25 protein-coding genes, 2 tRNA genes, 2 rRNA genes and 1 pseudogene are annotated in these 25,864 nt (G+C 50.9%); 15 read left to right on the top strand and 15 right to left on the bottom strand.

All coding sequences use genetic code 11. The annotated features are described in order from the left end of the window. The 4 genes from EHN13_RS00005 to dkgB form a co-directional block, all read left to right on the top strand. Positions 1–107: ribosomal RNA gene (locus EHN13_RS00005) — 23S ribosomal RNA — on the top strand; the annotation flags it as partial. A 96-nt stretch (positions 108–203) separates the two neighbouring features. Continuing rightward, a 5S ribosomal RNA gene (rrf, locus tag EHN13_RS00010) occupies positions 204–319 on the top strand. Between the two features lie 55 nt (positions 320–374). Next, positions 375–451: transfer RNA gene (locus EHN13_RS00015), tRNA-Asp, on the top strand. A 164-nt stretch (positions 452–615) separates the two neighbouring features. Then, positions 616–1,419: a 2,5-didehydrogluconate reductase DkgB gene (dkgB, locus tag EHN13_RS00020; protein ID WP_124020673.1), complete on the top strand. Its 804-nt coding sequence runs from the start codon at positions 616–618 to the stop codon at positions 1,417–1,419. A 21-nt stretch (positions 1,420–1,440) separates the two neighbouring features. On the opposite strand, the gene yafC is transcribed toward dkgB, so the two are convergent. Further along, positions 1,441–2,355 (bottom strand): DNA-binding transcriptional regulator YafC, encoded by a 915-nt coding sequence (gene yafC, locus EHN13_RS00025; RefSeq protein WP_124020674.1) that lies wholly within the window; start codon positions 2,353–2,355, stop codon positions 1,441–1,443. A gap of 104 nt (positions 2,356–2,459) precedes the next feature. On the opposite strand from yafC, the gene EHN13_RS00030 reads away from it, so the two are divergent. The 3 genes from EHN13_RS00030 to EHN13_RS00040 all read left to right on the top strand — a co-directional run bounded on the left by EHN13_RS00030 (position 2,460) and on the right by EHN13_RS00040 (position 5,416). After that, the gene (locus tag EHN13_RS00030) at positions 2,460–3,635 is read left to right on the top strand and encodes an MFS transporter (RefSeq protein ID WP_121584237.1); all 1,176 of its coding nucleotides are present in this window, start codon (positions 2,460–2,462) and stop codon (positions 3,633–3,635) included. Between the two features lie 131 nt (positions 3,636–3,766). Next, positions 3,767–4,567 (top strand): endonuclease/exonuclease/phosphatase family protein, encoded by an 801-nt coding sequence (locus EHN13_RS00035; RefSeq protein ID WP_048212545.1) that lies wholly within the window; start codon positions 3,767–3,769, stop codon positions 4,565–4,567. A gap of 78 nt (positions 4,568–4,645) precedes the next feature. After that, complete coding sequence (locus tag EHN13_RS00040) at positions 4,646–5,416, top strand: class I SAM-dependent methyltransferase (RefSeq protein ID WP_124020675.1); 771 nt, start codon at positions 4,646–4,648, stop codon at positions 5,414–5,416. Between the two features lie 49 nt (positions 5,417–5,465). Here the strand turns inward: EHN13_RS00040 and mltD are convergent, their stop codons facing one another. Further along, complete coding sequence (mltD, locus tag EHN13_RS00045; protein ID WP_048212543.1) at positions 5,466–6,824, bottom strand: murein transglycosylase D; 1,359 nt, start codon at positions 6,822–6,824, stop codon at positions 5,466–5,468. A gap of 71 nt (positions 6,825–6,895) precedes the next feature. After that, the gene (gene gloB / locus EHN13_RS00050; protein ID WP_124020676.1) at positions 6,896–7,651 is read right to left on the bottom strand and encodes a hydroxyacylglutathione hydrolase; all 756 of its coding nucleotides are present in this window, start codon (positions 7,649–7,651) and stop codon (positions 6,896–6,898) included. 33 nt (positions 7,652–7,684) lie between these two features. Here gloB and EHN13_RS00055 point away from each other — a divergent pair, with 33 nt between their 5' ends. Continuing rightward, positions 7,685–8,407: a class I SAM-dependent methyltransferase gene (locus EHN13_RS00055; protein ID WP_124020677.1), complete on the top strand. Its 723-nt coding sequence runs from the start codon at positions 7,685–7,687 to the stop codon at positions 8,405–8,407. On the opposite strand, the pseudogene rnhA reads toward EHN13_RS00055, so the two are convergent. Then, positions 8,404–8,982: pseudogene (gene rnhA / locus EHN13_RS00060) on the bottom strand (ribonuclease HI). The gene EHN13_RS00055 and the pseudogene rnhA overlap by 4 nt on opposite strands. Between rnhA and dnaQ the strand changes: the two are divergent. Together dnaQ and EHN13_RS00070 are read left to right on the top strand one after the other, a co-directional pair. Continuing rightward, positions 8,936–9,664, top strand: a complete 729-nt coding sequence (dnaQ, locus tag EHN13_RS00065; RefSeq protein WP_075551413.1) for a DNA polymerase III subunit epsilon — start codon at positions 8,936–8,938, stop codon at positions 9,662–9,664. The pseudogene rnhA and the gene dnaQ overlap by 47 nt on opposite strands. 134 nt (positions 9,665–9,798) lie before the next feature. After that, a tRNA-Asp gene (locus tag EHN13_RS00070) sits at positions 9,799–9,875 on the top strand. A 99-nt stretch (positions 9,876–9,974) separates the two neighbouring features. Here the strand turns inward: EHN13_RS00070 and EHN13_RS00075 are convergent. From EHN13_RS00075 to fadE, 3 genes are all read right to left on the bottom strand, one after another. Continuing rightward, complete coding sequence (locus EHN13_RS00075) at positions 9,975–10,385, bottom strand: Spy/CpxP family protein refolding chaperone (protein ID WP_101743095.1); 411 nt, start codon at positions 10,383–10,385, stop codon at positions 9,975–9,977. Positions 10,386–10,565: 180 nt separating this feature from the next. After that, positions 10,566–11,333: an amidohydrolase gene (locus tag EHN13_RS00080; RefSeq protein ID WP_124020678.1), complete on the bottom strand. Its 768-nt coding sequence runs from the start codon at positions 11,331–11,333 to the stop codon at positions 10,566–10,568. Between the two features lie 109 nt (positions 11,334–11,442). Continuing rightward, positions 11,443–13,887: an acyl-CoA dehydrogenase FadE gene (fadE, locus tag EHN13_RS00085; RefSeq protein WP_124020679.1), complete on the bottom strand. Its 2,445-nt coding sequence runs from the start codon at positions 13,885–13,887 to the stop codon at positions 11,443–11,445. 239 nt (positions 13,888–14,126) lie between these two features. Here fadE and lpcA point away from each other — a divergent pair, with 239 nt between their 5' ends. Both lpcA and EHN13_RS00095 read left to right on the top strand, forming a co-directional pair. Next, positions 14,127–14,705, top strand: coding sequence for a D-sedoheptulose 7-phosphate isomerase (gene lpcA / locus EHN13_RS00090; RefSeq protein ID WP_016151815.1), 579 nt, complete (start codon positions 14,127–14,129; stop codon positions 14,703–14,705). A 283-nt stretch (positions 14,706–14,988) separates the two neighbouring features. Next, positions 14,989–15,756, top strand: a complete 768-nt coding sequence (locus EHN13_RS00095; RefSeq protein WP_003031388.1) for a class II glutamine amidotransferase — start codon at positions 14,989–14,991, stop codon at positions 15,754–15,756. On the opposite strand, the gene dpaA is transcribed toward EHN13_RS00095, so the two are convergent. Then, a complete protein-coding gene (dpaA, locus tag EHN13_RS00100) occupies positions 15,727–16,467 on the bottom strand; it encodes a peptidoglycan meso-diaminopimelic acid protein amidase (protein ID WP_003843847.1) in 741 nt (246 codons plus the stop codon). The genes EHN13_RS00095 and dpaA overlap by 30 nt on opposite strands. 349 nt (positions 16,468–16,816) lie before the next feature. Between dpaA and EHN13_RS00105 the strand changes: the two genes are divergently transcribed. Continuing rightward, on the top strand, positions 16,817–17,578 hold the full coding sequence (locus EHN13_RS00105) for a C40 family peptidase (protein WP_124020680.1): 762 nt from the start codon (positions 16,817–16,819) through the stop codon (positions 17,576–17,578). A gap of 38 nt (positions 17,579–17,616) precedes the next feature. Here EHN13_RS00105 and EHN13_RS00110 read toward each other — a convergent pair whose 3' ends face one another. The 7 genes from EHN13_RS00110 to EHN13_RS00140 are packed head-to-tail and all read right to left on the bottom strand — an operon-like array spanning position 17,617 to position 23,872. Beyond that, a complete protein-coding gene (locus tag EHN13_RS00110; protein ID WP_124020681.1) occupies positions 17,617–19,710 on the bottom strand; it encodes a flagellar biosynthesis protein FlhA in 2,094 nt (697 codons plus the stop codon). Further along, positions 19,694–20,833 (bottom strand): flagellar biosynthesis protein FlhB, encoded by a 1,140-nt coding sequence (gene flhB / locus EHN13_RS00115; RefSeq protein WP_124020682.1) that lies wholly within the window; start codon positions 20,831–20,833, stop codon positions 19,694–19,696. Before flhB ends, EHN13_RS00110 begins: the two co-directional genes overlap by 17 nt. Continuing rightward, complete coding sequence (gene fliR / locus EHN13_RS00120; protein WP_061067301.1) at positions 20,823–21,605, bottom strand: flagellar biosynthetic protein FliR; 783 nt, start codon at positions 21,603–21,605, stop codon at positions 20,823–20,825. The genes flhB and fliR overlap by 11 nt, the downstream gene beginning before the upstream one ends. Before the next feature lies 1 nt (position 21,606). Then, a complete protein-coding gene (locus EHN13_RS00125) occupies positions 21,607–21,879 on the bottom strand; it encodes a flagellar biosynthetic protein FliQ (RefSeq protein WP_003838859.1) in 273 nt (90 codons plus the stop codon). Positions 21,880–21,889: 10 nt separating this feature from the next. After that, positions 21,890–22,648, bottom strand: coding sequence for a flagellar type III secretion system pore protein FliP (gene fliP / locus EHN13_RS00130; protein WP_124020683.1), 759 nt, complete (start codon positions 22,646–22,648; stop codon positions 21,890–21,892). After that, a complete protein-coding gene (locus EHN13_RS00135; RefSeq protein ID WP_061067303.1) occupies positions 22,645–23,016 on the bottom strand; it encodes a FliM/FliN family flagellar motor switch protein in 372 nt (123 codons plus the stop codon). The genes fliP and EHN13_RS00135 overlap by 4 nt, the downstream gene beginning before the upstream one ends. Next, positions 23,009–23,872 carry a FliM/FliN family flagellar motor switch protein gene (locus tag EHN13_RS00140; RefSeq protein ID WP_061067304.1) on the bottom strand — a complete coding sequence of 288 codons (864 nt, stop codon included), beginning with the start codon at positions 23,870–23,872 and terminating at the stop codon, positions 23,009–23,011. Before EHN13_RS00140 ends, EHN13_RS00135 begins: the two co-directional genes overlap by 8 nt. 593 nt (positions 23,873–24,465) lie before the next feature. On the opposite strand from EHN13_RS00140, the gene EHN13_RS00145 reads away from it, so the two are divergent. Together EHN13_RS00145 and fliE are read left to right on the top strand one after the other, a co-directional pair. Continuing rightward, complete coding sequence (locus EHN13_RS00145) at positions 24,466–25,452, top strand: sigma-54 interaction domain-containing protein (RefSeq protein ID WP_061067305.1); 987 nt, start codon at positions 24,466–24,468, stop codon at positions 25,450–25,452. 47 nt (positions 25,453–25,499) lie between these two features. Continuing rightward, positions 25,500–25,862, top strand: a complete 363-nt coding sequence (fliE, locus tag EHN13_RS00150) for a flagellar hook-basal body complex protein FliE (RefSeq protein ID WP_016149599.1) — start codon at positions 25,500–25,502, stop codon at positions 25,860–25,862. The last annotated feature ends 2 nt before the right edge of the window (positions 25,863–25,864 follow it).

Consider the following 25,864-nt stretch of genomic DNA (forward strand, 5'->3'; position numbering starts at 1 on the left):
TAAGTCTCCTGAAGGAACGTTGAAGACGACGACGTTGATAGGTCGGGTGTGTAAGTGTAGCGATACATTGAGCTAACCGATACTAATGAACCGTGAGGCTTAACCTTACAACGCCGAAGATGTTTTGGCGAAGAGACAGACATCAGATTCAGCTTGATTACAGATGACATCAGAACGCAGAAGCGGTCTGATAACAGAATTTGCCTGGCGGCTGTAGCGCGGTGGTCCCACCTGACCCCATGCCGAACTCAGAAGTGAAACGCCGTAGCGCCGATGGTAGTGTGGGGTCTCCCCATGCGAGAGTAGGGAACTGCCAGGCATCAAATTGCAGTAAACCGGGATGAATAATCCGGGTAGTGACAAAGAAATTCGGTGGAGCGGTAGTTCAGTTGGTTAGAATACCTGCCTGTCACGCAGGGGGTCGCGGGTTCGAGTCCCGTCCGTTCCGCCACTTATTAAGAGCCCTGAGCATTTGCTCAGGGCTTTTTCTTTGCCTGTAACTTTATTATTGCTGAATTCGCAAAAATCCTCTGCATTGTTCGCTCTTTTTCTATAAAGAGCAGAAGGTCATAATACCCTCAGTTAACGAACATTGTGATTAAAAAGAGGAATTCTATGACAATCCCTGCATTTGGTTTAGGTACTTTCCGCCTGAAAGACGACGTGGTTATCGCTTCTGTTAAAACGGCGCTTGATCTGGGCTACCGTGCTGTCGACACTGCACAAATCTATGATAATGAAGCGGCTGTTGGTCAGGCGATTGCCGAAAGCGGCGTACCGCGTAACGAACTGTACATCACCACCAAGATCTGGATTGAAAATCTCAGCAAAGAAAAACTGATCCCAAGTCTGAAAGAAAGCCTGAAGAAACTGCGCACAGATTATGTTGATCTGACGCTGATCCACTGGCCATCACCAAGTGATGCCGTCTCTGTTGAAGAGTTTATGCAAGCATTGCTCGAAGCTAAAGAGCAAGGGCTGACTCGTGAAATTGGTATCTCTAACTTCACTATCCCATTGATGGAAAAAGCCATTGCCGCAGTAGGCGCAGACAATATCGCGACCAACCAGATTGAGTTATCTCCATATCTGCAAAGCCGTAAGGTTGTTGACTGGGCGAAAGAGCACGGTATCCACATCACCTCATACATGACGCTGGCTTACGGTAAGGCGCTGAAAGATGAAGTGATTGCTGGCATTGCGGCTAAACATAACGCGACGCCGGCCCAGGTGATTCTGGCATGGGCGATGGGGGAAGGTTACTCTGTGATCCCTTCTTCTACCAAGCGTGAAAACCTGGCAAGCAACCTGCTGGCGCTGGAACTGCACCTTGATGCGGAAGACAAAGCGGCAATCGCTGCTCTGGATTGCAACGACCGCCTGGTTAGCCCGGAAGGTCTGGCGCCTGAGTGGGATTAATTGCCTGACCCCTCTGTGCCTTTAACCCTCTTTTACAGCTCCTTCGGGAGCTGTTCTTATATATTCACTTAAAAAATCGATGAATGCCCGAATACGAGTACTGACGGCACGATCGCTGTAATACACCGCGCTGAAAGGCATCTCGACTGGCAGTCGTTTATCCGCCATCAATTCGACCAGCTTACCCTGAGCGATCTCCTTATCAATCATATAATCTGAAAGACAAGTAATACCGTTGCCGTTCAGGCAAAGCTGCTTCAGCGTTTCGCCACTGTTCGAAGACAGGCCGCACTCAACCTCATGTAATTGTCCGTCACTACAGGCAATGGGCCATGTATTGAGCGAAATGGGTTCAGAAAACCCCAGACACAGATGCTGCTTTAACTCTTCAACAGTCTCTGGCTTACCGAAGCGGGCAATATAGTCAGGTGAAGCAATAATCTTGCGGTAGCTGGTAAAGAGTGGACGTGCGCGCAGACTTGAGTCAGTCAAGGCACCGGCACGTATCGCAACATCCACTTTTCGTTCAATAAGATTGATAAATGTCTCTGAGGAAACCAGCGACAACGTCATCTCGGGATAGCGCTCACGGAAAGGTTTGATCAGGGGCATCAGGAAATGCAACATCACCGGTGTTGCCGCATCGATACGTAGCAGACCGCGCGGAGTATTACGCGACTCGATGATTTCCATTTCTGCAGCTGCCATTTCCTGCAGTACCTGCTGCACACGTCTGAAGTAACGCTCTCCTTCTTCAGTCAGGCTTAGCTGTCGGGTTGTGCGATTCAGCAAACTGACGCCCAGTTTCATCTCCAGCTTTTTTACTGCCCGACTGACCGCGGAATTGGCTTGTCCAAGCTGTTCTGCCGCCCGGCTAAAGCTACCGCTTTCAACTACGGCTACAAAAATCGCAAGTTCATCGGATGTCGCTTTCATTTTTGCACCTGAAGCAAAATTATATTGAGATTTTGAATATTTTTGTCATTAAAACATCCCGGCATACTACGTGTCATCTGATTATTGATGATATGGAGCTATTTATGCCTCTCGCTTTATTTGCACTCACAATAAGTGCCTTCGCTATTGGCACGACTGAATTTGTGATTGTCGGCCTGGTGCCGACCATTGCTGAACAACTGGCGATCTCTTTACCTTCTGCCGGGATGCTGGTTTCAATCTATGCGCTGGGTGTCGCGATCGGGGCGCCAGTATTGACTGCCCTGACCGGACGTCTGCCACGTAAGCAACTGTTGGTTGCGCTGATGGTTCTGTTTACGGCGGGGAATTTGCTGGCATGGCAGGCACCCGGGTATATGACACTCATTGTCGCCCGCCTGCTGACAGGCCTGGCACACGGCGTATTCTTCTCGATTGGTTCTACCATCGCGACAAGCCTGGTGCCAAAAGAGAAAGCCGCTTCCGCCATCGCCATTATGTTTGGTGGCTTAACGGTGGCGCTGGTGACGGGCGTGCCTCTGGGTACGTTTATCGGTCAGCACTTTGGCTGGCGCGAGACTTTCCTTGCTGTATCTCTGTTGGGTGTTATTGCACTGATTAGCAGCCAACTGCTGATCCCAGCCAACATCCCGGGTCGGGCGGCCGCCAGCATTCGCGACCAGGTGAAGGTGCTGACTCATCCCCGTCTGTTGCTGATTTATGCTGTTACAGCACTGGGCTACGGCGGTGTATTCACGGCATTCACCTTCCTGGCTCCTATGATGCAGGACCTGGCTGGCTTCTCGCCGGCAGCGGTAAGCTGGATCTTACTGGGCTATGGCGTATCAGTCGCTATCGGTAATATCTGGGGAGGTAAGCTGGCGGATAAACATGGTGCTGTCCCGGCGCTGAAATTTATCTTCGCTGCGCTGTTCGTCCTGCTGATGGTCTTTCAACTGACAGCCTCTACGCAATACGCTGCGTTAGTGACGATTCTTGTGATGGGGATCTTCGCCTTTGGTAACGTACCGGGGTTGCAGGTCTACGTGGTACAGAAAGCGGAACAATTTACGCCTAATGCTGTAGATGTGGCGTCAGGGTTGAACATTGCGGCGTTTAACATTGGCATTGCACTGGGTTCAGTGATTGGTGGACAAACGGTCGAGCATTATGGTCTGGCGCAGACGCCGTGGATTGGCGCACTTATTGTCCTGGTTGCTTTCCTGCTGATGGGACTCAGCGGTCGTCTTGATAAGCCCGCGCGCGTTGCTTTGGGGTAAATCATTGATGTAAGCGCCCACTTACAAAACAAACTGCAATTGTTCGTTGAAAGTGAGTGCTAAAATCCCTATAACAGAAGAACCAGTCCGGCTGCGGACTGGTTGACGTTACAGAGGTTTGAAAGTCTAAAGTGCGAAAAAACACCTATGCCATGCGCTATGTTGCCGGACAGCCCGTTGAGCGGATTTTACCGCCTGGGTCATTTGCGCATATCGGCCAGGCATTACCTGCAGGCGTGCCGTTAAGCAGTGAAGATCGCATTCGCGTGCTGGTGTGGAATATTTTTAAGCAACAACGGGCAGAATGGCAGTCGGTGTTGAAGAATTTTGGCAAAGACGCGCATCTGGTGTTATTGCAGGAAGCGCAAACCACGCCAGAACTGGTGCAGTTTGCGACCGCTAACTATCTTGCTGCCGATCAGGTTCCCGCCTTTGTGCTGCCTCAGCATCCCTCTGGCGTCATGACGCTTTCCTCCGCCCACCCTGTTTACTGCTGCCCATTGCGCGAGCGTGAGCCGATTTTACGGCTGGCGAAATCGGCGCTGGTGACGGTGTACCCATTGCCTGACACTCGGCTATTAATGGTGGTGAATATCCACGCGGTTAACTTTAGCCTTGGCGTTGATGTCTATAGCAAGCAGTTACTTCCGATTGGCGATCAGATTGCTCATCACAGCGGTCCGGTGATCATGGCCGGCGATTTTAATGCCTGGAGCCGTCGACGGATGAATGCGCTGTACCGCTTTGCGCGTGAAATGTCACTGCGCCAGGTACGCTTTACTGACGATCAGCGCCGCCGCGCGTTTGGTCGTCCTCTCGATTTTGTGTTCTATCGCGGTCTGAACGTGAGTGAAGCCTCTGTGCTGGTCACCCGCGCATCTGACCACAACCCGCTACTCGTTGAATTCAGTCCCGGCAAACCTGAACAATAACGGTGTGTCAGGTCTGCCGTAGGGCAGGCCTGTGATGGTGCTGCTCTTCATATTTCACAACAACCGAAGGACAACACAATGACAACACGCTCCCACCATGACAACGTCGAAAAGCAGTTTGGCTCTCAGGCTAATGCCTATTTAACCAGCACCGTACATGCTACGGGTCGTGATTTACAACGACTGGCGGAAAGGCTGTCTGCTTTTCCACAGGCACGGGTACTGGATATGGGATGTGGAGCGGGGCACGCCAGCTTTGTGGCTGCGCAACACGTACAACAGGTTGTGGCTTATGATTTATCGTCTCAAATGCTTGAGGTGGTCGCAGAGGCTGCAAAAGAGAAGGGCCTGGATAATATCACCACGCGACAGGGATACGCAGAGAGCCTGCCGTTCAGCGATTGCGCTTTTGATGTGGTGATTAGCCGCTATTCAGCGCATCACTGGCATGATGTCGGGCGCGCGCTGAGGGAAGTGAACCGCGTTCTGAAGTCCGGCGGTGTGCTGATTGTGATGGATGTGATGTCGCCAGGCCATCCTGTACGTGATATCTGGTTGCAAACTGTCGAGGCGTTACGTGATACCTCGCACGTTCGCAACTATTCCAGCGGAGAGTGGTTGTCGTTAATCAATGATGCCAATCTGATTGCCGATACGTTGTTAACTGACCGTCTGCCGCTGGAGTTCAGTTCGTGGGTGGCGCGGATGCGCACGCCTGCAGCGTTGAGCGGCGCGATTCGTGTTTACCAACAGAGTGCTTCTGTTGAAGTGAAAACCTACTTTGCGTTGCAGGAAGATGGCTCGTTTACCAGCGACACGATCATGGTTGAGGCGCATAAAGCGGGATAAATAAAAAAGGCACTGGGGGGAAGCCAGTGCCTTCATTTCTACAATGCTATCAGGAGTCCGGCATGCCGTTGTTTTTCACAAACAACGTGAGCTGATCGCCTGGCTGCAGATTGTCCGTATCGTTGTTCCAGCGCATCACATCCTTGATGTTAACCCCGTGGCGTTTGGCAATGCTCGACAGCGAGTCGCCTTTACGCACACGATAGGTGATGCTATCGCTGTTATTAGCCAACCGCTGCGCGCTGGTACCCGCACCTACGGTCAGGCTTTGGCCCACTTTCAGCGATGATCCACGCAGATTATTCCACTGCTGCAGATCCTTCGTGCTCACGCCAAGACGTGCAGCGACGCCGGAAAGCGTATCGCCAGAGCGAACTTTGTAGCTACGGCTGTTCAGCGGCGTGTTATCCGCAACCAGCGTTGACTGTACGGCTGCAATTTCGCCGGAAGCCAAAGACTCACGCAGCTTCTCTGCATGCTTCTTTGGTACCATCACGTATTGCGGACCGCTGGCACCCAACGTGGAGCCTTTCACGCCTGCATTGAAGGTCTTCAGCTTGCTGACGGAAATACCCGCCATATCGGCAACCTGAGCCATCTCAACCGGGCTACTCAGGCGAACACGTGCCAACGCGCGGCTTTCATCTGTTGTTGGCAGACGTACGCCATAGCGTTTGCTGTTTTTGAGTATATCGCTCAATGCCAGCATTTTGGGCACGTATAGCTTCGTTTCCTGAGGCAATGGCAACGACCAAAAGTCAGTGGGTTTACCACGAGCTTTGTTCGTTTTGATTGCCTTCATGACACGACCTTCACCGCTATTGTAAGCAGCAACGGTCAGCAGCCAGTCGCCATCAAACATCTTGTTCAGACGCTGCATCATGTCCAGCGCGGCGGTGGTGGAAGCCACAATGTCGCGACGTGCATCATAATTGCGGGTCTGTTTTAAACCATAATTGCGCCCCGTGCTCGGAATGATCTGCCAAATACCTGCGGCATTGGCGCCAGACGTTGCGTGAGGATCAAAAGCGCTCTCCACTATGGGTAGTAGTACCAGTTCCATAGGCATGTTACGTTTCTTAACTTGCCCGGCTATCCAGTACATATACGGCTCTGCCCGTAAAGTTACATCGTGGAGATAGCTCTTATTGCGTAAATACTTCTGTTTTTGTTCGCGAATCCGGTTGTTTTCCGGAATTCCCATCTTTAGCTCGTCACCAATGAAAGCCCACAAATCCTGATCAGCAGCGATAGATGTTCCATCGTCCATCCATCGCGCCTGACTTGTAAACTTTCCTGCTTCCCCTTGACCAGCTGCAGAAAGGCTCTGTGCGTGCTGTTGGACGTTACCAGTATTCTGGCACCCAACAAGCAGGACAGAGGCGAGTAATATCGCTTTTGCCTTCATGTGTGTGTCAATAGTTGCTTAAAAGACGACCGATCATAACGGCGAAGTTTTCAAAAGGCAACCCAGAATTGTCAGAACGTATCTTTCTTTGACCTTAACCAGGCAAAACGCTCTTCAGGTTGTTGCAATATTGTTTTTTTTTTTTTTTCGTTAATTAAATCAATATCTTCTGTTCTTAAAAAAAGATTATTTCGTCGCTCATTTTTCAGAATTACGGGTAGCGTCATTTGTTTTTTTACCCGTAACTCATTAACTTTACGATAATAATCATTAATAAACGAATCGTGCGGCAGAATGCTTAAGGCAAACTTCATGTTTGCTAATGTGTACTCATGGGCGCAGCAGATCAATGTATCATCAGGAAGCGCACTTAATTTATTAAGTGATTGATACATCTGTGAAGCTGTACCTTCAAATAGTCTGCCACAGCCGCCTGAAAAGAGCGTATCGCCACAAAATAGGTAAGGTTGGCTAAAGTAACAGATATGTCCTAAAGTGTGACCCGGCGTGGCAATTACTTTAAATTCATGCCCTAAAACGAGTGCAATATCGCCATCTTTGACTATATGGGTCGTTCCCTTATCTTGCGTTTCAGCGGGTCCGTAAACCACTAATTGTGGGAAATGTTGCAAAAGTTCTTTCACACCGCCGACGTGATCCTGATGGTGATGGGTTAGCAGAATGGCTTCAGGCACCCAGTTATGCTCTGCAATGGCTTTCAGAACAGGAGCCGCTTCACCTGGGTCCACAATCAGACAATGCTGGTCATTATTTGACAAGACCCAGATGTAATTGTCCTGAAATGCAGGAATACTGTTAAGATTCATATATTACCTCTCAATGCGTAACGGAAGGTTGTGATGAAACCGGCAAGGATCCCTCAAACTGTCGTAGCGCCCGTTAGCTGGGGTGATCTGCCCTGGGGCGAACACTATCGTGAGGCGCTGGAGTATCAGCTTAACCCGTGGTTCGCAAAAATGTACGGTTTTCATCTGCTTAAGATTGGTAATTTAAGCGCAGAAATCGATTCTGAAGCGTGCGCGGTTTCTCATCAGGTAAATGTTTCTTTGCAAGGTTCGCCCATGCAGGTCACAGCCGATCCTTTACACCTTCCTTTTGCCGATAAATCTGTGGATGTTTGCCTGTTGGCGCATACACTACCGTGGTGCGCCGATCCGCATCGCTTATTGCGTGAAGCCGACCGGGTACTGATTGATGATGGCTGGTTAATACTGAGCGGGTTTAACCCGGTTAGCCTGATGGGGTTGCGTAAGCTGGTGCCAGTGCTACGTAAAACACCGCCTTACAACAGCCGGATGTTTACCCTGACGCGCCAGTTGGATTGGCTCTCTTTGCTGAATTTTGAGGTGCTGCACTATAGCCGGTTCCACGTGCTGCCCTGGGCGAAGCAGGGCGGTAAAATGTTAAGTGCGCATATTCCGGCACTAGGCTGTTTGCAGTTGGTTGTCGCGCGCAAGCGAACAATTCCGCTTACGCTCAATCCGATGAAACAAAGTAAAAGTAAGGCACGCATCCGCCAGGCCGTTGGGGCCACCCGACAATACCGCAAGCCAGATGCTTAAGACTCTGCCTGATACCCAACATCATCCTGGGTGGGACTCATTGCCGCAGCACGAGCAAGCTCATCGCAGCGTTCGTTTTCCGGATGACCCGCGTGCCCTTTAACCCATTCCCATTTGATTTGGTGCGGCCCCAGCGCGGCATCCAGACGTTTCCACAGATCGACGTTCTTCACCGGTTTTTTATCTGCGGTTTTCCAGCCGCGCTTTTTCCAGTTGTGGATCCACTGCGTAATGCCCTGACGCACATACTGGCTGTCCGTGCTGAGTATCACTTCACACTGTTCTTTCAGGGCTTCCAGCGCAACGATTGCCGCCATCAGCTCCATGCGATTATTGGTAGTGAGGTTGTAGCCTTCGCTAAAGGTTTTTTCGCGCCCGCGATAGCGTAAAATCGCCCCGTAACCACCTGGCCCTGGATTTCCCAGGCATGAACCGTCGGTGAAAATTTCTACCTGTTTAAGCATCTCTGGTAGACTTCCTGTTTTAGCAAATCGAAATCAAACGATAAGTCTGACATAAATGACCGTTATGAGCACTGGAATTACACGACAGGTAGTCCTCGATACCGAAACCACCGGTATGAACCAGATTGGCGCCCACTACGAAGGCCACAAGATCATTGAGATCGGTGCGGTTGAAGTGGTGAACCGCCGCCTGACCGGAAATAACTTCCACGTTTACCTGAAGCCGGATCGGCTGGTGGACCCGGAAGCGTTTGGCGTACACGGAATCGCCGATGAATTCCTGCTTGATAAACCCACGTTCGCCGATGTTGCCGATGAGTTTCTCGACTATATCCGTGGCGCGGAGCTGGTTATCCATAACGCATCGTTTGATATCGGCTTTATGGATTACGAATTCGCGAAACTCCATCGCGATATCCCGAAGACGAACACCTTCTGTAAAGTGACCGATAGCCTGGCGTTGGCGAGGAAAATGTTTCCTGGCAAGCGTAACAGCCTTGATGCGTTATGCTCGCGCTATGAGATAGACAACAGCAAGCGTACCCTGCACGGCGCATTGCTCGATGCCCAGATTCTGGCCGACGTTTATCTGATGATGACCGGTGGGCAGACCACCATGGCGTTCTCAATGGAAGGTGACAGTCAGCAGCAGAATGATACGGGGATCCAGCGCATTGTGCGTCAGTCCAGTAAATTACGCGTTGTTTTCGCCACTGATGAAGAGCTGGCAGCCCATGAGTCGCGCCTTGACCTGGTACAGAAGAAGGGCGGAAGTTGCCTCTGGCGGGCCTAGTTCTGGTATTTACAGTACAGAAATGGTCATTCGGGTGATTTTTGCAGCAAACGATTAAAAAACGTGAGAAAAAGCGTTGACGAGGCGCGAGGCAATCCGTAATATTCGCTTCGTTCCCAAGCGGAACACAACGCGGAGTGGTAGTTCAGTTGGTTAGAATACCTGCCTGTCACGCAGGGGGTCGCGGGTTCGAGTCCCGTCCATTCCGCCACTATTCAGAAAGCCTGAATCAGAAATGATTCAGGCTTTCGTCGTTTTTACTGCCCAAAAAATATAAGCCTGCAACCATATGTTATTGCAGGCCTTGCTGTTACTCGCTCAGCGTCTGTGCGATATCTTTTTGCACCTGCTGGCGCTGTTCTGGGGTCAGCACTTTGTTCAGGTCAAAGTAGTATTTCACGCGGTAATAACGCGCCTGCTGTTCGATGTTGCTGAACGCCGAAAGCTGTTTTTTGACGGCTGCTTCATCCCATTTCCCGGACTTGATGACGTCAATTAGCGCGCCGTCTTTAACGTCTTTCACCGAAATCTGACCGACATTGGTTTCAAGCTGCTGGTGCAGTTTTTTAATCTGCGCCACCTGGTCGTTGGTCAACTTAAGGTGTTGAACGACCGGATCCTGGGCCGGAGCCGGAACATTAGATGTGGTTGCTGCAAGCGAGCTAAAAGAAGCGCCAGCCACGGTAACTGCCAGCAAAGTCATGCGTACGAAGTTTTTCATTATTGAAATCCTGATAAGGGAATTATCGACATTGTCTGCCACTCGCTGGTGACGAGTGATTATCCCTTGCAGAATACGTTGCCCGATGCATGTCGCCACGCGAATTTGTTTTGCGGTTGGTTACGGAGTGAAACAATCCCGCCGTGGATACATGGTCCGTGGCGGGAGGGAAGGCGAACTCTACAGGATGAAAGCGTCAGCATCCTGCCAGGCGGGAAACTTCTCGCGATACTCGCGCAGCGCCGAGAGTGACAACTCAGCGTCAATACGTGTGGCCTGATGCGGCTCGGCGGTGGCAATAATCTCACCCTGCGGATTAATCACCCGGCTGTCACCGCGATAATGATGGCCGTTACCATCGGTTCCCACACGGTTACATCCTGCTACATACGCCTGATTTTCAATTGCCCGTGCGGTGAGCAGAATCTGCCAGTGCAGCGAGCGCGGTGCGGGCCAGTTAGCCACATACAAGGCGAGGTCGTAGTCGTTGCGGTTACGCGACCACACCGGAAAACGCAAGTCATAACAGACCAACGGCAGAATGCGCCAACCACGCCATTCAAAGATGATGCGCTCTTCACCTGCCTGATAATGCTGATGCTCATCCGCCATGCGGAACAGATGGCGTTTGTCATAGAGATGCACGGTGCCTTCGGGTTCAACCAGCAAAAAACGATTCACCGGCCCCCGTTCAGACTGTATCGCCACGCTACCTGCTATCAGGGCATTCGTCTGCTGCGCTTTGCTACGCATCCAGCTTACAACTTCCTCTTGCGGCAACGATTTGTTTGCCGCTTCCATCGCAAATCCGCTGGTAAACATCTCGGGCAACACAATAACGTCACGCCCGGTGACGGTTTCCAGTTGGCGGTCGAAATGGCGCAGGTTGGCCGGGCCATCCATCCAGATCAGCGGTTGTTGCAGCAGCGTAATTTTTAAACCTGGCACGATCGAGGCTCCTCGTTGAACAGCATTTTGACACTGTAGCATGAGCCTTAACGAAAATGTGGCAATAAAAAGCCCCGCATTGAGCGGGGCTGAACGTTGTGCGTTAGCGTTATGCTGCTTCGACCTTACGCACCTTCTCTGGCAACTTTACCGGCTGAGTCGCCAGCGCCTCGGGTTCAAAGTCATCCACGTTGATGCTGCGCAGACGACTCGCCTCGGCTTTCACCAGAATTGCGGCTTCGTCTTTATCAATCAGCCCTTTGGCCAGCGCATTGTGCGCCAGTTCATCCAGGCGGGTAAACGGCAGGTTTTTACCCAGCTCTTTGCAGATCCGCTGGTGGATAGGGTCGGCTGCAATCACATCCAGCAGCGCCTCTTCCAGTAAGCCAACCGGGTTGTGTTCGCTTGGCGTCAGGTACTGACCGCGACCAAGACGAGAACGGGTGGCGCTTGGAACCTGCAAAATCTTCGCGACTTTATGATCCAGCTTGTCAGACGGTGCATGGTAGTGGCGACCGGTAGGGAAGATAACCACATTAAGCAAGCCTGCGACCAGACGGTTCGGGAAGTTTTTCAGCAGGTCGTCCATCGCCTGCTCCGCTTTGTACAACGCATCCTGAACGCCCCAGTGAACCAAAGGCAGGTCCGCTTCATGACGGCCTTCATCGTCATAACGCTTCAGCACCGCGGAGGCCAGATACAACTGACTTAACACATCACCCAGACGCGCGGAGATACGTTCACGGCGCTTCAGGCTACCGCCCAGTACGGCCATGGACACATCCGAAAGCAGTGCCAGGTTGGCGCTCAGACGGTTCAGGTGCTGGTAGTAACGTTTGGTCGCATCGCCAGTTGGCGTGCTGCTGGTTAAACCACGCGTCAGGCCAAGCCAGAAGCTACGCACTTTGTTACTGCCGACGTGACCAATGTGTTTGAACAGTAGTTTGTCGAAGGCATTCACATCGTTACTCTGCGCCGCCGCCATCTCTTCGAGAACATACGGATGGCAGCGAATCGCACCCTGACCGAAGATCATCATGCTACGGGTCAGAATGTTGGCGCCCTCAACGGTAATGGCGATTGGCGCGCCCTGATAAGCACGGGCGAGGAAGTTGCTTTCGCCAAGCATAATGCCTTTACCGCCAGTGATATCCATTGCATCGATGATTGACTGCTGCCCACGGTGAGTACAGTGATATTTCACGATGGCCGACAACACCGCCGGTTTTTCACCCAGCATAATGCCGTAGGTAATCAGTGATGCCGCAGCGTCCATCACGTAGGCGTTACCGGCAATACGTGCCAACGGCTCTTCAATACCTTCCATCTTGCCGATAGAGATTTTGAACTGGCGACGAATGTGCGCATACGCACCGGTGGCCATTGCGACCGATTTCACACCGCCCGTCGAGTTAGACGGCAGGGTAATACCGCGTCCTACGGACAGGCATTCCACCAGCATGCGCCAGCCCTGACCGGCCATTTTTGGGCCGCCGATAATGTAATCAATTGGAACAAAGACATCTTTGCCCAGCGTCGGGCCGTTCTGGAACGGCACGTTCAGCGGGAAGTGACGACGTCCAATTTGTACGCCTGGCGTTGAGGTTGGGATCAGCGCACAGGTAATGCCAAGATCTTCTTCGCCACCCAGCAGTTTTTCCGGGTCGGAGAGTTTAAATGCCAGACCCAGCACGGTAGCGATAGGCGCCAGCGTGATATAGCGTTTGTTCCAGGTCAGGCGCATCCCCAGCACCTGCTGCCCCTGCCAGTCGCCCATACAAACCACACCGGTATCAGGGATCGCGCCTGCGTCGGAACCCGCTTCCGGACTGGTCAGGGCAAAGCATGGGATCTCCTGACCACGTGCCAGACGCGGCAGGTAATGGTTCTTCTGCTCTTCGGTGCCGTAATGCTGCAGCAGTTCGCCTGGGCCTAATGAGTTAGGTACGCCAACGGTGATCGCCAGGATACCGGAAACGCCGGAGAGTTTCTGCAGAACGCGAGCCTGAGCGTAGGCGGAGAATTCCAGCCCGCCGTATTCTTTCTTAATGATCATTGCGAAGAAGCGGTGTTCTTTCAGATACGCCCACAGCTCCGGCGGTAGATCCGCGAGTTCGTGGGTTATCTGGAAGTCGTTCGCCATGCGGCAGGCTTCTTCCACCGGGCCATCAATAAACGCTTGTTCTTCAGCAGTCAGATGCGGCTGAGGATAGTTATGCAGTTTTTTCCAGTCTGGCTTGCCCTGGAACAGGTCGCCTTCCCACCAGGTCGTACCGGCATCAATCGCTTCTTTCTCGGTGCGTGACATCGGCGGCATGACTTTACGGAAACCGCGGAACACCGGCGCAGAGATCATGGATTTGCGCATCGGCGTAAAGTTAAACGGTACGAGGATAATGGCCAGAGGAACCAGCAGCCAGACTGACCACAGGCCAGCCACGCCAAGCGCAGCCGTCCAGGCGAGCAAAATTAAGCTGCTGAGGAATAAGCTCACGCGGTGATAAAACAGAACGCTGAGCAGAACAACCGTAGCGATAATACTCAAAATCATCATAACGAAAAGCTCCCTTGCTTGTAGGAGGTCTGACCACTTGTGATGATATGGTTGTAGTGGATGTGAATTCTTTTAGCAATGTGTTTACAAAATAATTACAACAAAGCTCACATTGTTGTTGTTTTAACCGGCACAAAAAATCAAAAGCGACAGCCATTCCTGTGGCTTGTACTTCTCGCTGGTAGCGCTATCCGGTACACTGCATCTTGTCATTTACATTCATGCTGAAGGATATCCTCATGTACCAGGATCTTATTCGTAACGAACTGAGCGAAGCGGCGGAAACGCTGGCTAATTTTCTTAAAGATGACGCCAATATTCACGCCATTCAACGCGCGGCGGTCCTGTTGGCAGACAGCTTCAAAGCCGGCGGTAAGGTACTTTCTTGCGGTAACGGCGGCTCCCATTGCGACGCGATGCACTTCGCCGAAGAGCTGACCGGACGCTATCGCGAAAACCGTCCGGGCTACCCGGCGATCGCTATCTCTGACGTCAGCCATATCTCCTGCGTCAGCAACGATTTCGGTTACGATTATGTATTCTCCCGCTACGTGGAAGCCGTGGGCCGCGAGGGCGATGTCCTGTTAGGCATCTCCACTTCGGGTAACTCCGGTAACGTGATTAAAGCGATTGCTGCGGCGCGTGAGAAGGGAATGAAAGTCATCACCCTGACCGGCAAAGATGGCGGTAAAATGGCCGGCAGTGCAGATATTGAAATTCGCGTGCCGCACTTTGGCTACGCTGACCGTATTCAGGAAATTCATATCAAAGTGATCCATATCCTGATCCAGTTGATCGAAAAAGAGATGGTTAAGTAACTCTACCCGTCATACTTCAAGCTGCAGGTGCGTTGGTTTCACTCAGAAACCCCAGTCACATAGTTATCTATGCTCCTGGGGATTTAATGAGGGACATCCATGTCCCTCACCGAAGGTAGCCTTTGGCTGTTCAAATTCGTTCCAGACGAATTTGTCCTTCCCTTACCGCCTTCCTGCAACTCGAATTATTTAGGGTATAGCATATTGTTTTATCTGCTATTTTAAGTTTTCATTGGCTGTAACAATTACGCCTTCCCGCTTAAGGCGTTTGTGGAGGTGATGTATGTGCGAACTGCTCGGGATGAGCGCCAATGTGCCAACCGATATCTGCTTTAGCTTCACCGGGCTGGTTCAGCGCGGCGGAGGTACCGGGCCGCACAAAGACGGCTGGGGTATTACGTTTTATGAGGGTAAGGGCTGCCGTACGTTTAAAGATCCGCAACCCAGCTTTAATTCGCCTATCGCCAAACTGGTACAAGACTATCCCATCAAATCCTGTTCTGTGATTGCCCATATCCGTCAGGCGAACCGTGGCGAAGTGGCATTGGAAAATACCCACCCCTTTACGCGAGAGCTGTGGGGACGTAACTGGACATACGCCCATAACGGCCAGCTCAGCGGCTATAAATCGCTGGAAACTGGTAATTTCCGTCCGGTCGGCGAAACCGACAGCGAAAAAGCGTTTTGCTGGCTGCTGCATAAACTGACCGAGCGTTATCCACGCACGCCTGGCAATATGACGGCAGTATTTAAATATATCGCGATGCTGGCAGGTGAACTGCGGGAGAAGGGCGTCTTCAACATGCTGCTATCTGACGGGCGTTATGTGATGGCCTTCTGTTCGACCAACCTGTTTTGGATCACGCGGCGTGCGCCATTTGGCGTAGCGACGTTGCTGGATCAGGATGTGGAAATCGATTTTAGCTCAGAGACCACACCCAATGATGTGGTCACCGTGATTGCCACACAGCCGTTAACCGGCAATGAAACCTGGCAAAAGATTATGCCAGGCGAGTGGGCATTATTTTGTCTCGGGGAGCGCGTAGTTTGATGCCAGCTGCGGCTGAACCACTTCGTGACTCAACGGCTTGCTGATAACATAACGGCCATCGACGACGGAAACAGTTGGTGGCTTACGCGTTTGTTCGAAGTAATCGTATCCCGGTTTTAGCTGCGACCAGAACTCTTTGTAATACGAGAACTTATGACGCTGCATGTTGGCGTCGGTCATACGGAACGGATAAATGCTGACCTGCACACTGGACTGCCCAAACACCAGCGCGCCGGTGACAAACTGGAAAATCTCATCAATGCCGTTATCGGTCATCGCGTAGCAGCCGACGGAAACGCAGGCACCGTGAATCATCAGGTATTTACCTTCATAACCGTGTGCGCGGTCGTAGGCGTTAGGGAAACCAATGTTAATCGCTTTGTAGAAGCGGCTATCCGGTTTCAGCTGTCCGCGCTGTACGCTGTAAAATCCTTCCGGACTTTTGAAATCACCCTGACGCTGTTTCGGCCCTAAGCCGCCGGAATAATTGCAGATCTTATAGCTGTCGAGCAATTGATACTGTTCGCCCATCTTGACGTACAGATCCAACGTTCGCTCTTCTTTGAAGATCTGAATATAGACAGGGGAGCCCATTAATTGCTGCTTATATTCTTTGCTGACAGGCGTGGTCGGGCTGCTGCTGCTCAGCAAACCGGCAAACGAAACGCACGGCAATAAAAGCATCGCAAGAAAAAATGCGATTTTACGCATACTGCTTATTCCTTGATAAAACGATTACACACGCCAGGACGGCAAAAAGAGTCCCCAAATCGGATAAATCTGGATCTGGAGCGCTCACATTATCACCCAGAGAGTTTTTCGCAAGTCTCTCGTGCTGCGTTTACACTTTAGATTTTCTTTATACGGAAAATTGTGCTTAAAGTCTGTCAGACACCGGCGTATTTTGCAGGTTAGCGAACGTCATTGAGTCTTTTTAGTGCAGAATTTCTAATGTATTGAATTTAAAAAATTAATAATTTAATAATCGAATATTAAAATGGAATACCCGGCAATAGCGGTAGACTGCGCCGAACGTGTTTGATTAGGTATTTTTGTTTTCATGTCTTTTGTCTCTGCACCCCGACGCTTTTTGCCGGGTCTGCTGTCTTTGTGTGTTGTGTTGTCATCACCGTCTGTCGCCAAAGTTCAGCCCCTCTTATCTGACGCCCATCTAAGCTATGCGGCGCAAATGCGCATGCGTAATCGCGCCCGGCTGCTGAAGCAATACCACGCGCAGGTAAAAAAGCAGGCAAGTTATGTGGTGGTAGGTAATGCGCAAAGTAAAAGCGCGCTGCGCCAGCAGAACAGGACGCTGGTTAAACAGCACCCGGAGTGGTTCCCTGGGCCGCTGAAAGCGAGCGATCATCGCTGGCAGGAGCTGGCGGAGAATGACCATTTTCTCAGCAGCGACCATTTGCACAACATGACCGAAGTGGCAATCCACCGTCTTGAGCAGCAGTTAGGTAAACCCTATTTGTGGGGCGGGACCAGCCCGGATCAAGGCTTTGACTGCAGTGGGCTGATTTTTTATGCCTACAACAAAATCCTGGCGGCAAAATTGCCGCGTACGGCGAATGAAATGTATCACTACCGGCGGGCGACCATCGTCGCCAATCGCGACCTTCGTCGTGGTGATTTATTGTTCTTTCATATTCACAGCCGGGATATTGCCGATCATATGGGGGTCTACCTGGGACAGGGGCAATTTATTGAATCGCCGCGTACGGGAGAAACTATTCGGGTGAGTCATTTATCCGATGACTTCTGGCAGGATCATTATCTCGGCGCCCGTCGTATTCTGACGGAAAATACCATTCTGTAATCAATAAGGCGGTGCGAATGGCACCGCCTTGCCACGGGTTAACTCAGCGCCCCCATGATTTTTAATTCCAGCTCATCCGGAACTTCGTTATAAGACAGTACCTGCAAACCCGGTGCAAACAGGCGGGCATAACGCGCGAGCAGAGGACGAAGCTGCGGTGCGACCAGCAGCACAGGTTCTTTTCCCGCCGCTTTCATCTGTTCTTTAATCTGCGGCATATTGGTCTGGAACTGATTGAGCATATTCGGATCGACCGGTACGCTATCGAGCACTACTTTGCCGCTTTGCTGCGCCTGATTCACCACATTAGCCAGCAGATTCTCCAGCTCATTATTCAGCGTGTACACCGCCAGTTCATCTTTGCGCACAAACGGATGGGTAATACTGCGACGAAGCGCCAGACGCACATCGGCCGTTAACAGAATATGATCTTTGGTGACGGCGCTACTGGCGACCAGGACGGTGGCAATGGTGACGATATCGCGCAGCGGCACGCCTTCAACCAGTAGTGCCCGGTAAACCTTCAATAGCTGGCTGTAATTCAGCGCTGCGCTCAGATCTTCCGCCAGGCGAGGTGCCATTGAAGAGAGGCGGTTATGCAGTTGCGTAATATCATCGTAGTTAAACAGGTCGGGAATATAGCTGCGAATGACCTTATTCACATGCGTCGCAATAACGCTGGCGCTATCGATAACCTGATACCCCATATTTAACGCTTTGGCTTTTTGCGCCGGGACAATCCACGTGACCGGCATACCATAGGCCGGATCGTGGCCTAAAACACCATCGATCTCACCGTAGGTTTCACTGGAGGGCAGCGCCATCAGCTTATCTGAGGGAATATCGGCCTCATCAGCCTTGATCCCATTGATAAAAATGGCGTACTGGGTCGGTTTCAGACGGAAGTTTTCGCGGATGCGAATTTCCGGCAGCAGCACGCCGTTGGTGTCTGAGATAACCTGTCGCACGCCGCGAATACGTTGAGTGAGCGGATTCCCTTTGGACTTGTCCACCAACGCCACGAGTTTGTATCCCAGGCTCAGGCTGATTGGCTCAATTAAGGGGATGGTTTCCCAACTGACCTGTTGCTCGGTGGTTTCAACGATGGTTTTGGTCAGCGTCTCAAGATTTTTTTCTTCGGTCTCCGCCACCTTCGGGCGCTTGCTCATACGCCAGGCGGTAAACCCCAGCAGGGCGCTGAATACCAGGAACGGGAAATGCGGCATTCCCGGCACCACAGCCAGGACAAACATGATGCTGGTGGCGGTATAAAGTACGGAGGGGCTTGCCAGCAATTGGCTACGAACGTCGGTGGCGATATCGCCGCTGTCGCTCACGCGAGTAACGATAATTGCCGCTGCCGTCGATAGCAGCAGAGACGGGATCTGGGCGACCAGACCGTCACCGATGGTCATCAGGACATATTGCTGGAAGGCGGCTTCAGCGCTTAAATCGTATTTAAAAATACCGATACAGACGCCGCCGATCAGGTTGATGGCCAGAATCATCATCCCGGCGATGGCATCACCGCGCACGAACTTCGACGCGCCGTCCATTGCACCATAGAAATCCGCTTCGCCCGCCACATCTTTACGTCGGGCCTGCGCCTGGGCCTGATTAATCAGCCCCGCGTTCAGATCGGCGTCGATCGCCATCTGCTTGCCGGGCATGGCGTCCAGCGTAAAGCGGGCCGAAACTTCGGAGATACGCTCGGCACCTTTGGTCACCACGATAAAGTTGATGATCATCAGGATGATGAACACCACAAAACCGACGACAAAGTTACCGCCGATCACCACCTGACCGAAGGACTCAATCACCTTACCGGCAGCGCCTGCGCCCATATGCCCATGCAGCAACACTACGCGCGTTGACGCCACGTTCAGCGTCAAGCGCATCAGGGTGGTTATCAGCAATATGGTCGGGAACAGACTGAATTCGAGCGGGCGTTTCGCGGAAACGGCCACCAGCAGCACCATCACCGCCAGCACGATGTTAAAGGTGAACAGAATATCCAGCAGGGTCGGTGGCAATGGCAGGATCACCATCGCCAGGATACACAGTATGACCAGCGGAATGCCGATGTTACCGTTACGCAGCAGCGCGAGGAATTGTTTAGTTGTTTTCGGCATCCAGTTTAAGAACCTCTTTTGGAATGGAAATATGTCTGTTCAGCGAAGGCCGTGCCTGGGAACCATCACGCCAGTGCTTCATTTGCAGTACATAGGTCAGGACGTGTGCTATCGCCCGATAAAGTTGAAATGGGATCTGTTGATTGACCTGGGTGGTGTAATAAACCGAGCGCGCCAGCTTAGGAAATTCAACAATTTCAATGTTGTTCTCCGTCGCCACCTGACGGATATACAGCGCGATTTCATCGGTGCCTTTGGCGACCACGAAAGGCGCGGCGGCGCGTGACTGGTCGTACTGTAGCGCCACGGCATAGTGGGTCGGGTTGACGATCACCACATCGGCTTTTGGCACGACCTTGCGAATTTGCCCCATCGCCATTTGCCGTTGCAGGCGGCGGATCCTGGCCCGTACTTCCGGTTTACCTTCCTGATTTTTATACTCTTCCTTCACTTCCTGTTTGGTCATCTTCAACCCTTTGGTGAACATTTTCTTCGCCAGCGGCACATCAATCAGCGCGAAAAAAACAAACAGGATGACGAAGTTGCACATGATGCTGCTGTACAACGCCAGGCCATCGCTGATGGCCTGTTTGAAATGCAACTCTTGCAACCCCAGAAAGGCGGCAACGTTATTGCGTACGCTAATCCACAGCATCACCAGCAGAACAATCGCTTTGAGCGTCATCTTGCCGGTATCTACCAGATGGTCTGTGGAAAACAGGCGGCCAATCCCTTTGAGCGGGCTTAATTTGCTAAAGTCCGGCAAAATTTTCTTCGGCAGGAACAGCCACCCGCCGGGCACTAGCGAGGCAAACAGCGCGGCAACCGGCATGGGTAACAGCGTCAGAATGAACTTGCCTAAAATCAGCAGATGATGTTCGAGAAACTGGCCGATGATGTCCGGGTCATTAATGTTCTGCGCATACTGATGAACGCTGATAAAGCTTTCTCGGACAAAATCTTCATACCACGGGAAGCTGCTGGAAATCACCATAAACGCGGCAAACAGACTGGCGGCAAGCCCCATATCTTTGGAACGCGGAATCTGTCCCTCTTCTCTGGCTTTGCGAAGTTTTTGCGCCGAGGGTTTTTCTGTTTTTTCTTCGCTGCTGCTATCCGCCATAGTGTCCCTTTAGCGCGTCAAGCTGTTGTAAGACGAAGTTCGCCAGGTGCAAATAGTGATCGGGCAGATTGTAAAGCAGGGTCGCAAAGCAGATCAGGCCCGCCAGCATGTTGATGGGAAAGCCCAACGAGTACAGGTTGAGCGGCGGTGCAATGCGGTTTAGCAGGCCAAAGCAGCCCTGGACAATCAGCATAATAAAGGTCGTCGGCAGAGCCAGCAGGGTAGCTGCGGCAAACACCCAACCCAGCGCCAGGGAAATGGTGCGCAGAGATTGCGGATGCAGCGCATTGCCAATCGGCCAGTAGGTAAATCCTTTGAATAAAATGCTCACCAACAGCAAATGCCCGTCCATGGCAAAGAACAGGATCACCGCATAGATGTTGATGATTTCCGCCAGTACCGTTGTTGACGCGCCGCTGCTGGGGTCGTTCATCACCGCCATGCTCATCCCCATGTTGAAAGAGAGGATCTGGCCCGCCAGCTGCAGCGCTAAAAATAAAAACTGCAGCATCAGGCCGAAAAGCATGCCCCACAGAAACTGCTCTGCGGTCAAAATAACGCTGTTGATCGACAGCAGGCTGTCAGGGACCGGATGGGGGATAAGCGGCGTAATGATGAAGGCCAACGCCAGGGATAAAATAATGCGTATCCGCACCGTTAGCGCGGCGTTATCCAGTACCGGGGCGTAGTGAATAAACGCCATAATGCGCACGAACGGAAACCACATGCCCAGTATCAGGTTACTTAACTGTGTGACGTCTGTTTCGCGCATGTCAGTGCACCAGAATGGCGGCCTGAGTGAACAGATGCACGCAGAGATCGCTCAACTGGACGATCATCCATTTTCCACATATACCCAATACCGCGAGGGTGACGATAAGCCTGGGCAAAAAGCTCAGCGTTTGTTCGTTAATTTGCGTGACGGCCTGAAAAATGCTGACCAGCATCCCCACCAGCAGGCTGGGAACGACCAGCACGCAGACCAAAATGATCACGACTTTTATACCGCTGGCGACAATATCTGCGGCTACATCAATGGTTAACATGTCTTCTCCGTTAGCCCAGTCCGAGACCACGAATGCTGGAGGTTAGTGTGCCGACGGTCAGCGCCCAGCCATCAATTAGCACAAACAGCATCAGCTTAAAGGGCAGGGAAACGATCAGCGGCGACAGCATCATCATCCCCATTGCCATCAGGACGCTGGCGACGATCAGGTCGATCACCAGGAACGGAATGTAAATCATGAAGCCTATCTGGAAGGCGGTTTTGAGTTCGCTCAGTACATACGCCGGGACGACAATGGAGAGATCCTGATCGGCGGCATTACCTTTCGCGTTGGCGATCGTCATGATCTGCGCAATCGCTTTTTTGTTAGTCTGCGCCAGCATAAAGCGCTTCAATGGCGAGGCGGCGGTGCTTAGCGCGTCAGGAAGCGTGATTTGATCGTTTTCAAACGGCACAACCGCGTGGTCGTAAATGTTGATCCAGATTGGACGCATCACCAGCATGGTTAACGACAGCGCAATGCCAATCAGTATGCGGTTCGGCGGCGTTTGCTGCAGCCCCAACGCCTGACGTAGCAGAGAAAGAACAATAATAAATCGCGTAAAGCAGGTCATCATCAGTACCAGAGTAGGCAGAATGCCCACCAGGGTCATCAGGATCAGGACCTGGATTTTTACGCTGTACTCCTGGCTATTTCCGTGTGAAATCACATTCAGCAACGGGATATCTCCCCCTTGCGCGCAGGCAAAGGGAGAAAGGATGAGTAACGAGAAACCCAGTATAAGCGTGAGTGTTGGTACGCGTTTCATGGTGCCAGGTCGTTGATTTCATGCGTGTTGAATTCAAGGACGCGCAGGCCATATTTTTCATTGACCACCACCACTTCAGCTTTACCTAACAGGATATTGTTGACCTTAATATCCAGCGGTTCACCGGCGAGCTTGTCCATCTCAATGACGGTGTCGTCATCAATGTTCAGCAGATCGGACAGCATCACCTCCACGGAGGACACTTCCAGCGTGAGCGTGACCGGTATACGTTTCAGTAGTGACATCGACTCGGAAAAACGGTCTTCTAAACGTGACACCAGCGTCTCTGTCACAGATGGTGCGGGGGATGTGGTCGCTTCGGGGGCTAACTCGAAGCCTTGCTCTAAAATATCTTCTGGCTTACTCATAGGATTTCTCCGTCTTGCTCGTGAATTCGGACAAAAACAGTTTGTCTTTGTCCTCGACGATCAGGGCATTAAATAATTCGGATTTCCCGATATAAACAGGGAAAGTATCAGGCATCGCAATAGGTAAAATATCCCCGGGTTTAATTGTCGTCAGGTCGGCAACATTGAGGGGGATTTCTGCAATTTTCACGTTCATGGTCAGCGGCAGCGTATGGATAATTTCTTTGATCAGCGTTTTTTTACGCGTCTCAGCGCTGGCTTTATCAATCTGCTTTTTCTTTTCGCCGTGCTCGCTATGGCGGATTAAATTCAGAATGTAATCGGTATGGGAATCGTCCAGTAAGATGCGGAAACTGCAATTCTCCTCATCACCTAAAACGAATGTAAGCTGATATGCCCAATGTGTTTGTATGGTACTGCTGTCAGGTTTGAGCGTTAGCGGAATGCCAGATATATTTTTATTAAAAATAATATTGCTCACATCCAGCGCCAGCCGGCTTCTCAGCCGGGTTTCTGTTTTTGTTGGTAAATTATTTTCTGACTTTTCGTCGGCAAGTGATGAAGTCAGACCATAAAAGTTACCTAATAGCATTAGCAATAGCGCGCGATCGATATCAAAGGCCAAATGCCCAACCTGCGAGACTAATAATTCCGCACTTTTATTGATAACGTCCATCTCACAGTGTATTTTTCTGAGTGTTATATTTGTGCGATGTTTTTTTAGGAAATAGTTTCCAAGATGTGATTCGATTGTATCAAAATTACCCGTAAACATAGTCGGCAGACGATGATATGGACGTCCAAGCCGGTTACCTTCAAGTTTAAAGATCCCGGGCGTTTGACTATATTTCAGCATGGTGCACTTTCTCAGCTGTAATTTCTGGGGCGGATGAGTTGATATCGAATTCCGCGGTTATCAAAGAAAATACAAATCCATTTAATTTATGGTTCATCCTTGACGCTATTCTCATATTGTTAAAGTCCATTAAGTATGAAATGCGGTACCTACTCACGTCTATGAAGTAGGGCTGGATATTAGATATTTTACCCCTTGGCTCTGCAAGTTATTAATGGTGTCAGGTTATAATTAAAAAATAATTAATTGCATACATGTGATGTATCCATCTAACAGTCTTGCCTTGTTAAGGCATGTTCAATACACCTTTTTTATGTTAAAAGTTACATAAGCTATTGTTTTGTATGAAATAATATTTTTATTATCTTTTAATTTAAGATTGTTAATAGCGCCAGTGTTAGTATTTTTTTAGGAAAAACCCTATTTGAAAATAGTCTTCGATAGGGCTGCCCTTTGAAAGGGCGGTAAAACATGAGCAAGGATGGGATTAAGACATGGCACGGGCGATATCTATTATTCGATGATTGTGCTTTGGAATGATTTGTATATTTCTCGTAACGGATGTTAACTTTACTTCTAAGTGTAAAATAATCATGTTTGAACTTATTGCCGAAGCAGCCTCCAGTATCAATGTTTTTTCAATGGCAAAGCGTATTGCTGCGTTTAATGTTCCAGTGCTTATCCATGGTGAAACCGGTACTGGTAAAGAATGTATCGCTAAATTTATCCATTCAATTGCATTCGCGCAGGAGCCTCAGGCACCTTATATTGGGGTGAACTGTGCCGCCATTCCTGAGAATATGCTCGAAGCCACGTTGTTTGGTTATGATAAAGGTGCATTCACCGGAGCGGTGGCTACCGTGCCGGGAAAAATGGAATTAGCCAATAACGGCACTTTATTGCTGGATGAGATCGGCGATATGCCTTTAGCGCTTCAGGCTAAAATATTACGTGTATTGCAGGAGCAACAGGTTGAGCGCTTAGGCAGTAACCGTACAATCAAACTGAACTTCCGTTTAATTGCCTGTACCAATAAGAATCTTGAAGAAGAGGTGGCCGCAGGACGCTTCAGAGAAGATCTCTATTATCGCATGTCCGTTATTCCGCTGACGATGCCGCCGCTGCGCGAGCGCATGGAAGACATTATTCCGCTGGCGGAGTCTTTTATCAAAAAATACTCCACGGTGCTGGTTAAAAATATCAAGCTTTCTGAATCGTCACGCCGGGCATTACTCAGCTACGGATGGCCGGGTAACGTGCGTCAGCTCGAGAATGCTATACAACGGGGAATGATCCTGAATCGTGATGGCGTCATTTATCCCGATACTTTAGGTCTGCCATCCATTGAATATGATTCCTGGAGCGAGCCGCAATGGCAGCCAAAGCCCAGTATGCCAGTAACGACCAGCGATAATCTGGGTCAGCATGGCCGTAGCGCACAATATCAATATATCGCTGACCTGATGCGTAAATATCAGGGCAATAAAACCAAAATTGCTGATTTATTAGGCATTACCCCACGCGCGCTTCGTTATCGTCTGGCGTCAATGCGAAAGCAGGGAATCGAGATTTTTTCCTGAATCAGTCTGTGGTACCGAGAACGCTTTTTTAATTTTAAGAGTAGGTCATGAGCATAAATACGATAGCCCCAGCCAGTACGATGCAGACGCAGATGATGCAGGACATGCAGCAGATGAAAGCGGTCGCACAGGCGCCCGTCCTTTCACCGATGCAGATTAACGCAGTGGGTGCACAGTCTGCATCATCTCCGGTCTCATTCGATCGTGTGATGCAGGGCGCGCTCAATCATGTTGATCAATTTCAGCAGGTTGCAGAGCAAAAACAAACGGCCATTGAGATGGGGAAAAGCGATGACCTGGCGGGAGCCATGATTGCCAGTCAGCAGGCATCATTATCGTTTTCTGCGCTGGTACAGGTCAGAAATAAAGTTGCTTCCGGATTCAACGACCTGATGAGCATGTCAGTCTAACG

It is taken from the genome of Citrobacter youngae, assembly GCF_003818115.1.
Classification (GTDB): Bacteria; Pseudomonadota; Gammaproteobacteria; order Enterobacterales; family Enterobacteriaceae; genus Citrobacter; species Citrobacter youngae.

What these genes read in the sequence shown, in the direction of transcription:
- EHN13_RS00095 (WP_003031388.1), top strand. Translation starts at nt 14,989, where the DNA reads ATGTGCGAACTGCTCGGGATGAGCGCCAATGTGCCAACCGATATCTGC.
- EHN13_RS00105 (WP_124020680.1), top strand. Translation starts at nt 16,817, where the DNA reads ATGTCTTTTGTCTCTGCACCCCGACGCTTTTTGCCGGGTCTGCTGTCT.
- EHN13_RS00145 (WP_061067305.1), top strand. Translation starts at nt 24,466, where the DNA reads ATGTTTGAACTTATTGCCGAAGCAGCCTCCAGTATCAATGTTTTTTCA.
- EHN13_RS00055 (WP_124020677.1), top strand. Translation starts at nt 7,685, where the DNA reads ATGAAACCGGCAAGGATCCCTCAAACTGTCGTAGCGCCCGTTAGCTGG.
- gloB (WP_124020676.1), bottom strand. Translation starts at nt 7,651, where the DNA reads ATGAATCTTAACAGTATTCCTGCATTTCAGGACAATTACATCTGGGTC.
- EHN13_RS00110 (WP_124020681.1), bottom strand. Translation starts at nt 19,710, where the DNA reads ATGCCGAAAACAACTAAACAATTCCTCGCGCTGCTGCGTAACGGTAAC.
- dnaQ (WP_075551413.1), top strand. Translation starts at nt 8,936, where the DNA reads ATGAGCACTGGAATTACACGACAGGTAGTCCTCGATACCGAAACCACC.
- dpaA (WP_003843847.1), bottom strand. Translation starts at nt 16,467, where the DNA reads ATGCGTAAAATCGCATTTTTTCTTGCGATGCTTTTATTGCCGTGCGTT.
- EHN13_RS00140 (WP_061067304.1), bottom strand. Translation starts at nt 23,872, where the DNA reads ATGCTGAAATATAGTCAAACGCCCGGGATCTTTAAACTTGAAGGTAAC.
- EHN13_RS00125 (WP_003838859.1), bottom strand. Translation starts at nt 21,879, where the DNA reads ATGTTAACCATTGATGTAGCCGCAGATATTGTCGCCAGCGGTATAAAA.
- flhB (WP_124020682.1), bottom strand. Translation starts at nt 20,833, where the DNA reads ATGGCGGATAGCAGCAGCGAAGAAAAAACAGAAAAACCCTCGGCGCAA.
- EHN13_RS00075 (WP_101743095.1), bottom strand. Translation starts at nt 10,385, where the DNA reads ATGAAAAACTTCGTACGCATGACTTTGCTGGCAGTTACCGTGGCTGGC.
- dkgB (WP_124020673.1), top strand. Translation starts at nt 616, where the DNA reads ATGACAATCCCTGCATTTGGTTTAGGTACTTTCCGCCTGAAAGACGAC.
- fliR (WP_061067301.1), bottom strand. Translation starts at nt 21,605, where the DNA reads ATGCGCGAAACAGACGTCACACAGTTAAGTAACCTGATACTGGGCATG.
- EHN13_RS00040 (WP_124020675.1), top strand. Translation starts at nt 4,646, where the DNA reads ATGACAACACGCTCCCACCATGACAACGTCGAAAAGCAGTTTGGCTCT.
- fadE (WP_124020679.1), bottom strand. Translation starts at nt 13,887, where the DNA reads ATGATGATTTTGAGTATTATCGCTACGGTTGTTCTGCTCAGCGTTCTG.
- yafC (WP_124020674.1), bottom strand. Translation starts at nt 2,355, where the DNA reads ATGAAAGCGACATCCGATGAACTTGCGATTTTTGTAGCCGTAGTTGAA.
- EHN13_RS00030 (WP_121584237.1), top strand. Translation starts at nt 2,460, where the DNA reads ATGCCTCTCGCTTTATTTGCACTCACAATAAGTGCCTTCGCTATTGGC.
- EHN13_RS00135 (WP_061067303.1), bottom strand. Translation starts at nt 23,016, where the DNA reads ATGAGTAAGCCAGAAGATATTTTAGAGCAAGGCTTCGAGTTAGCCCCC.
- fliE (WP_016149599.1), top strand. Translation starts at nt 25,500, where the DNA reads ATGAGCATAAATACGATAGCCCCAGCCAGTACGATGCAGACGCAGATG.
- mltD (WP_048212543.1), bottom strand. Translation starts at nt 6,824, where the DNA reads ATGAAGGCAAAAGCGATATTACTCGCCTCTGTCCTGCTTGTTGGGTGC.
- fliP (WP_124020683.1), bottom strand. Translation starts at nt 22,648, where the DNA reads ATGAAACGCGTACCAACACTCACGCTTATACTGGGTTTCTCGTTACTC.
- lpcA (WP_016151815.1), top strand. Translation starts at nt 14,127, where the DNA reads ATGTACCAGGATCTTATTCGTAACGAACTGAGCGAAGCGGCGGAAACG.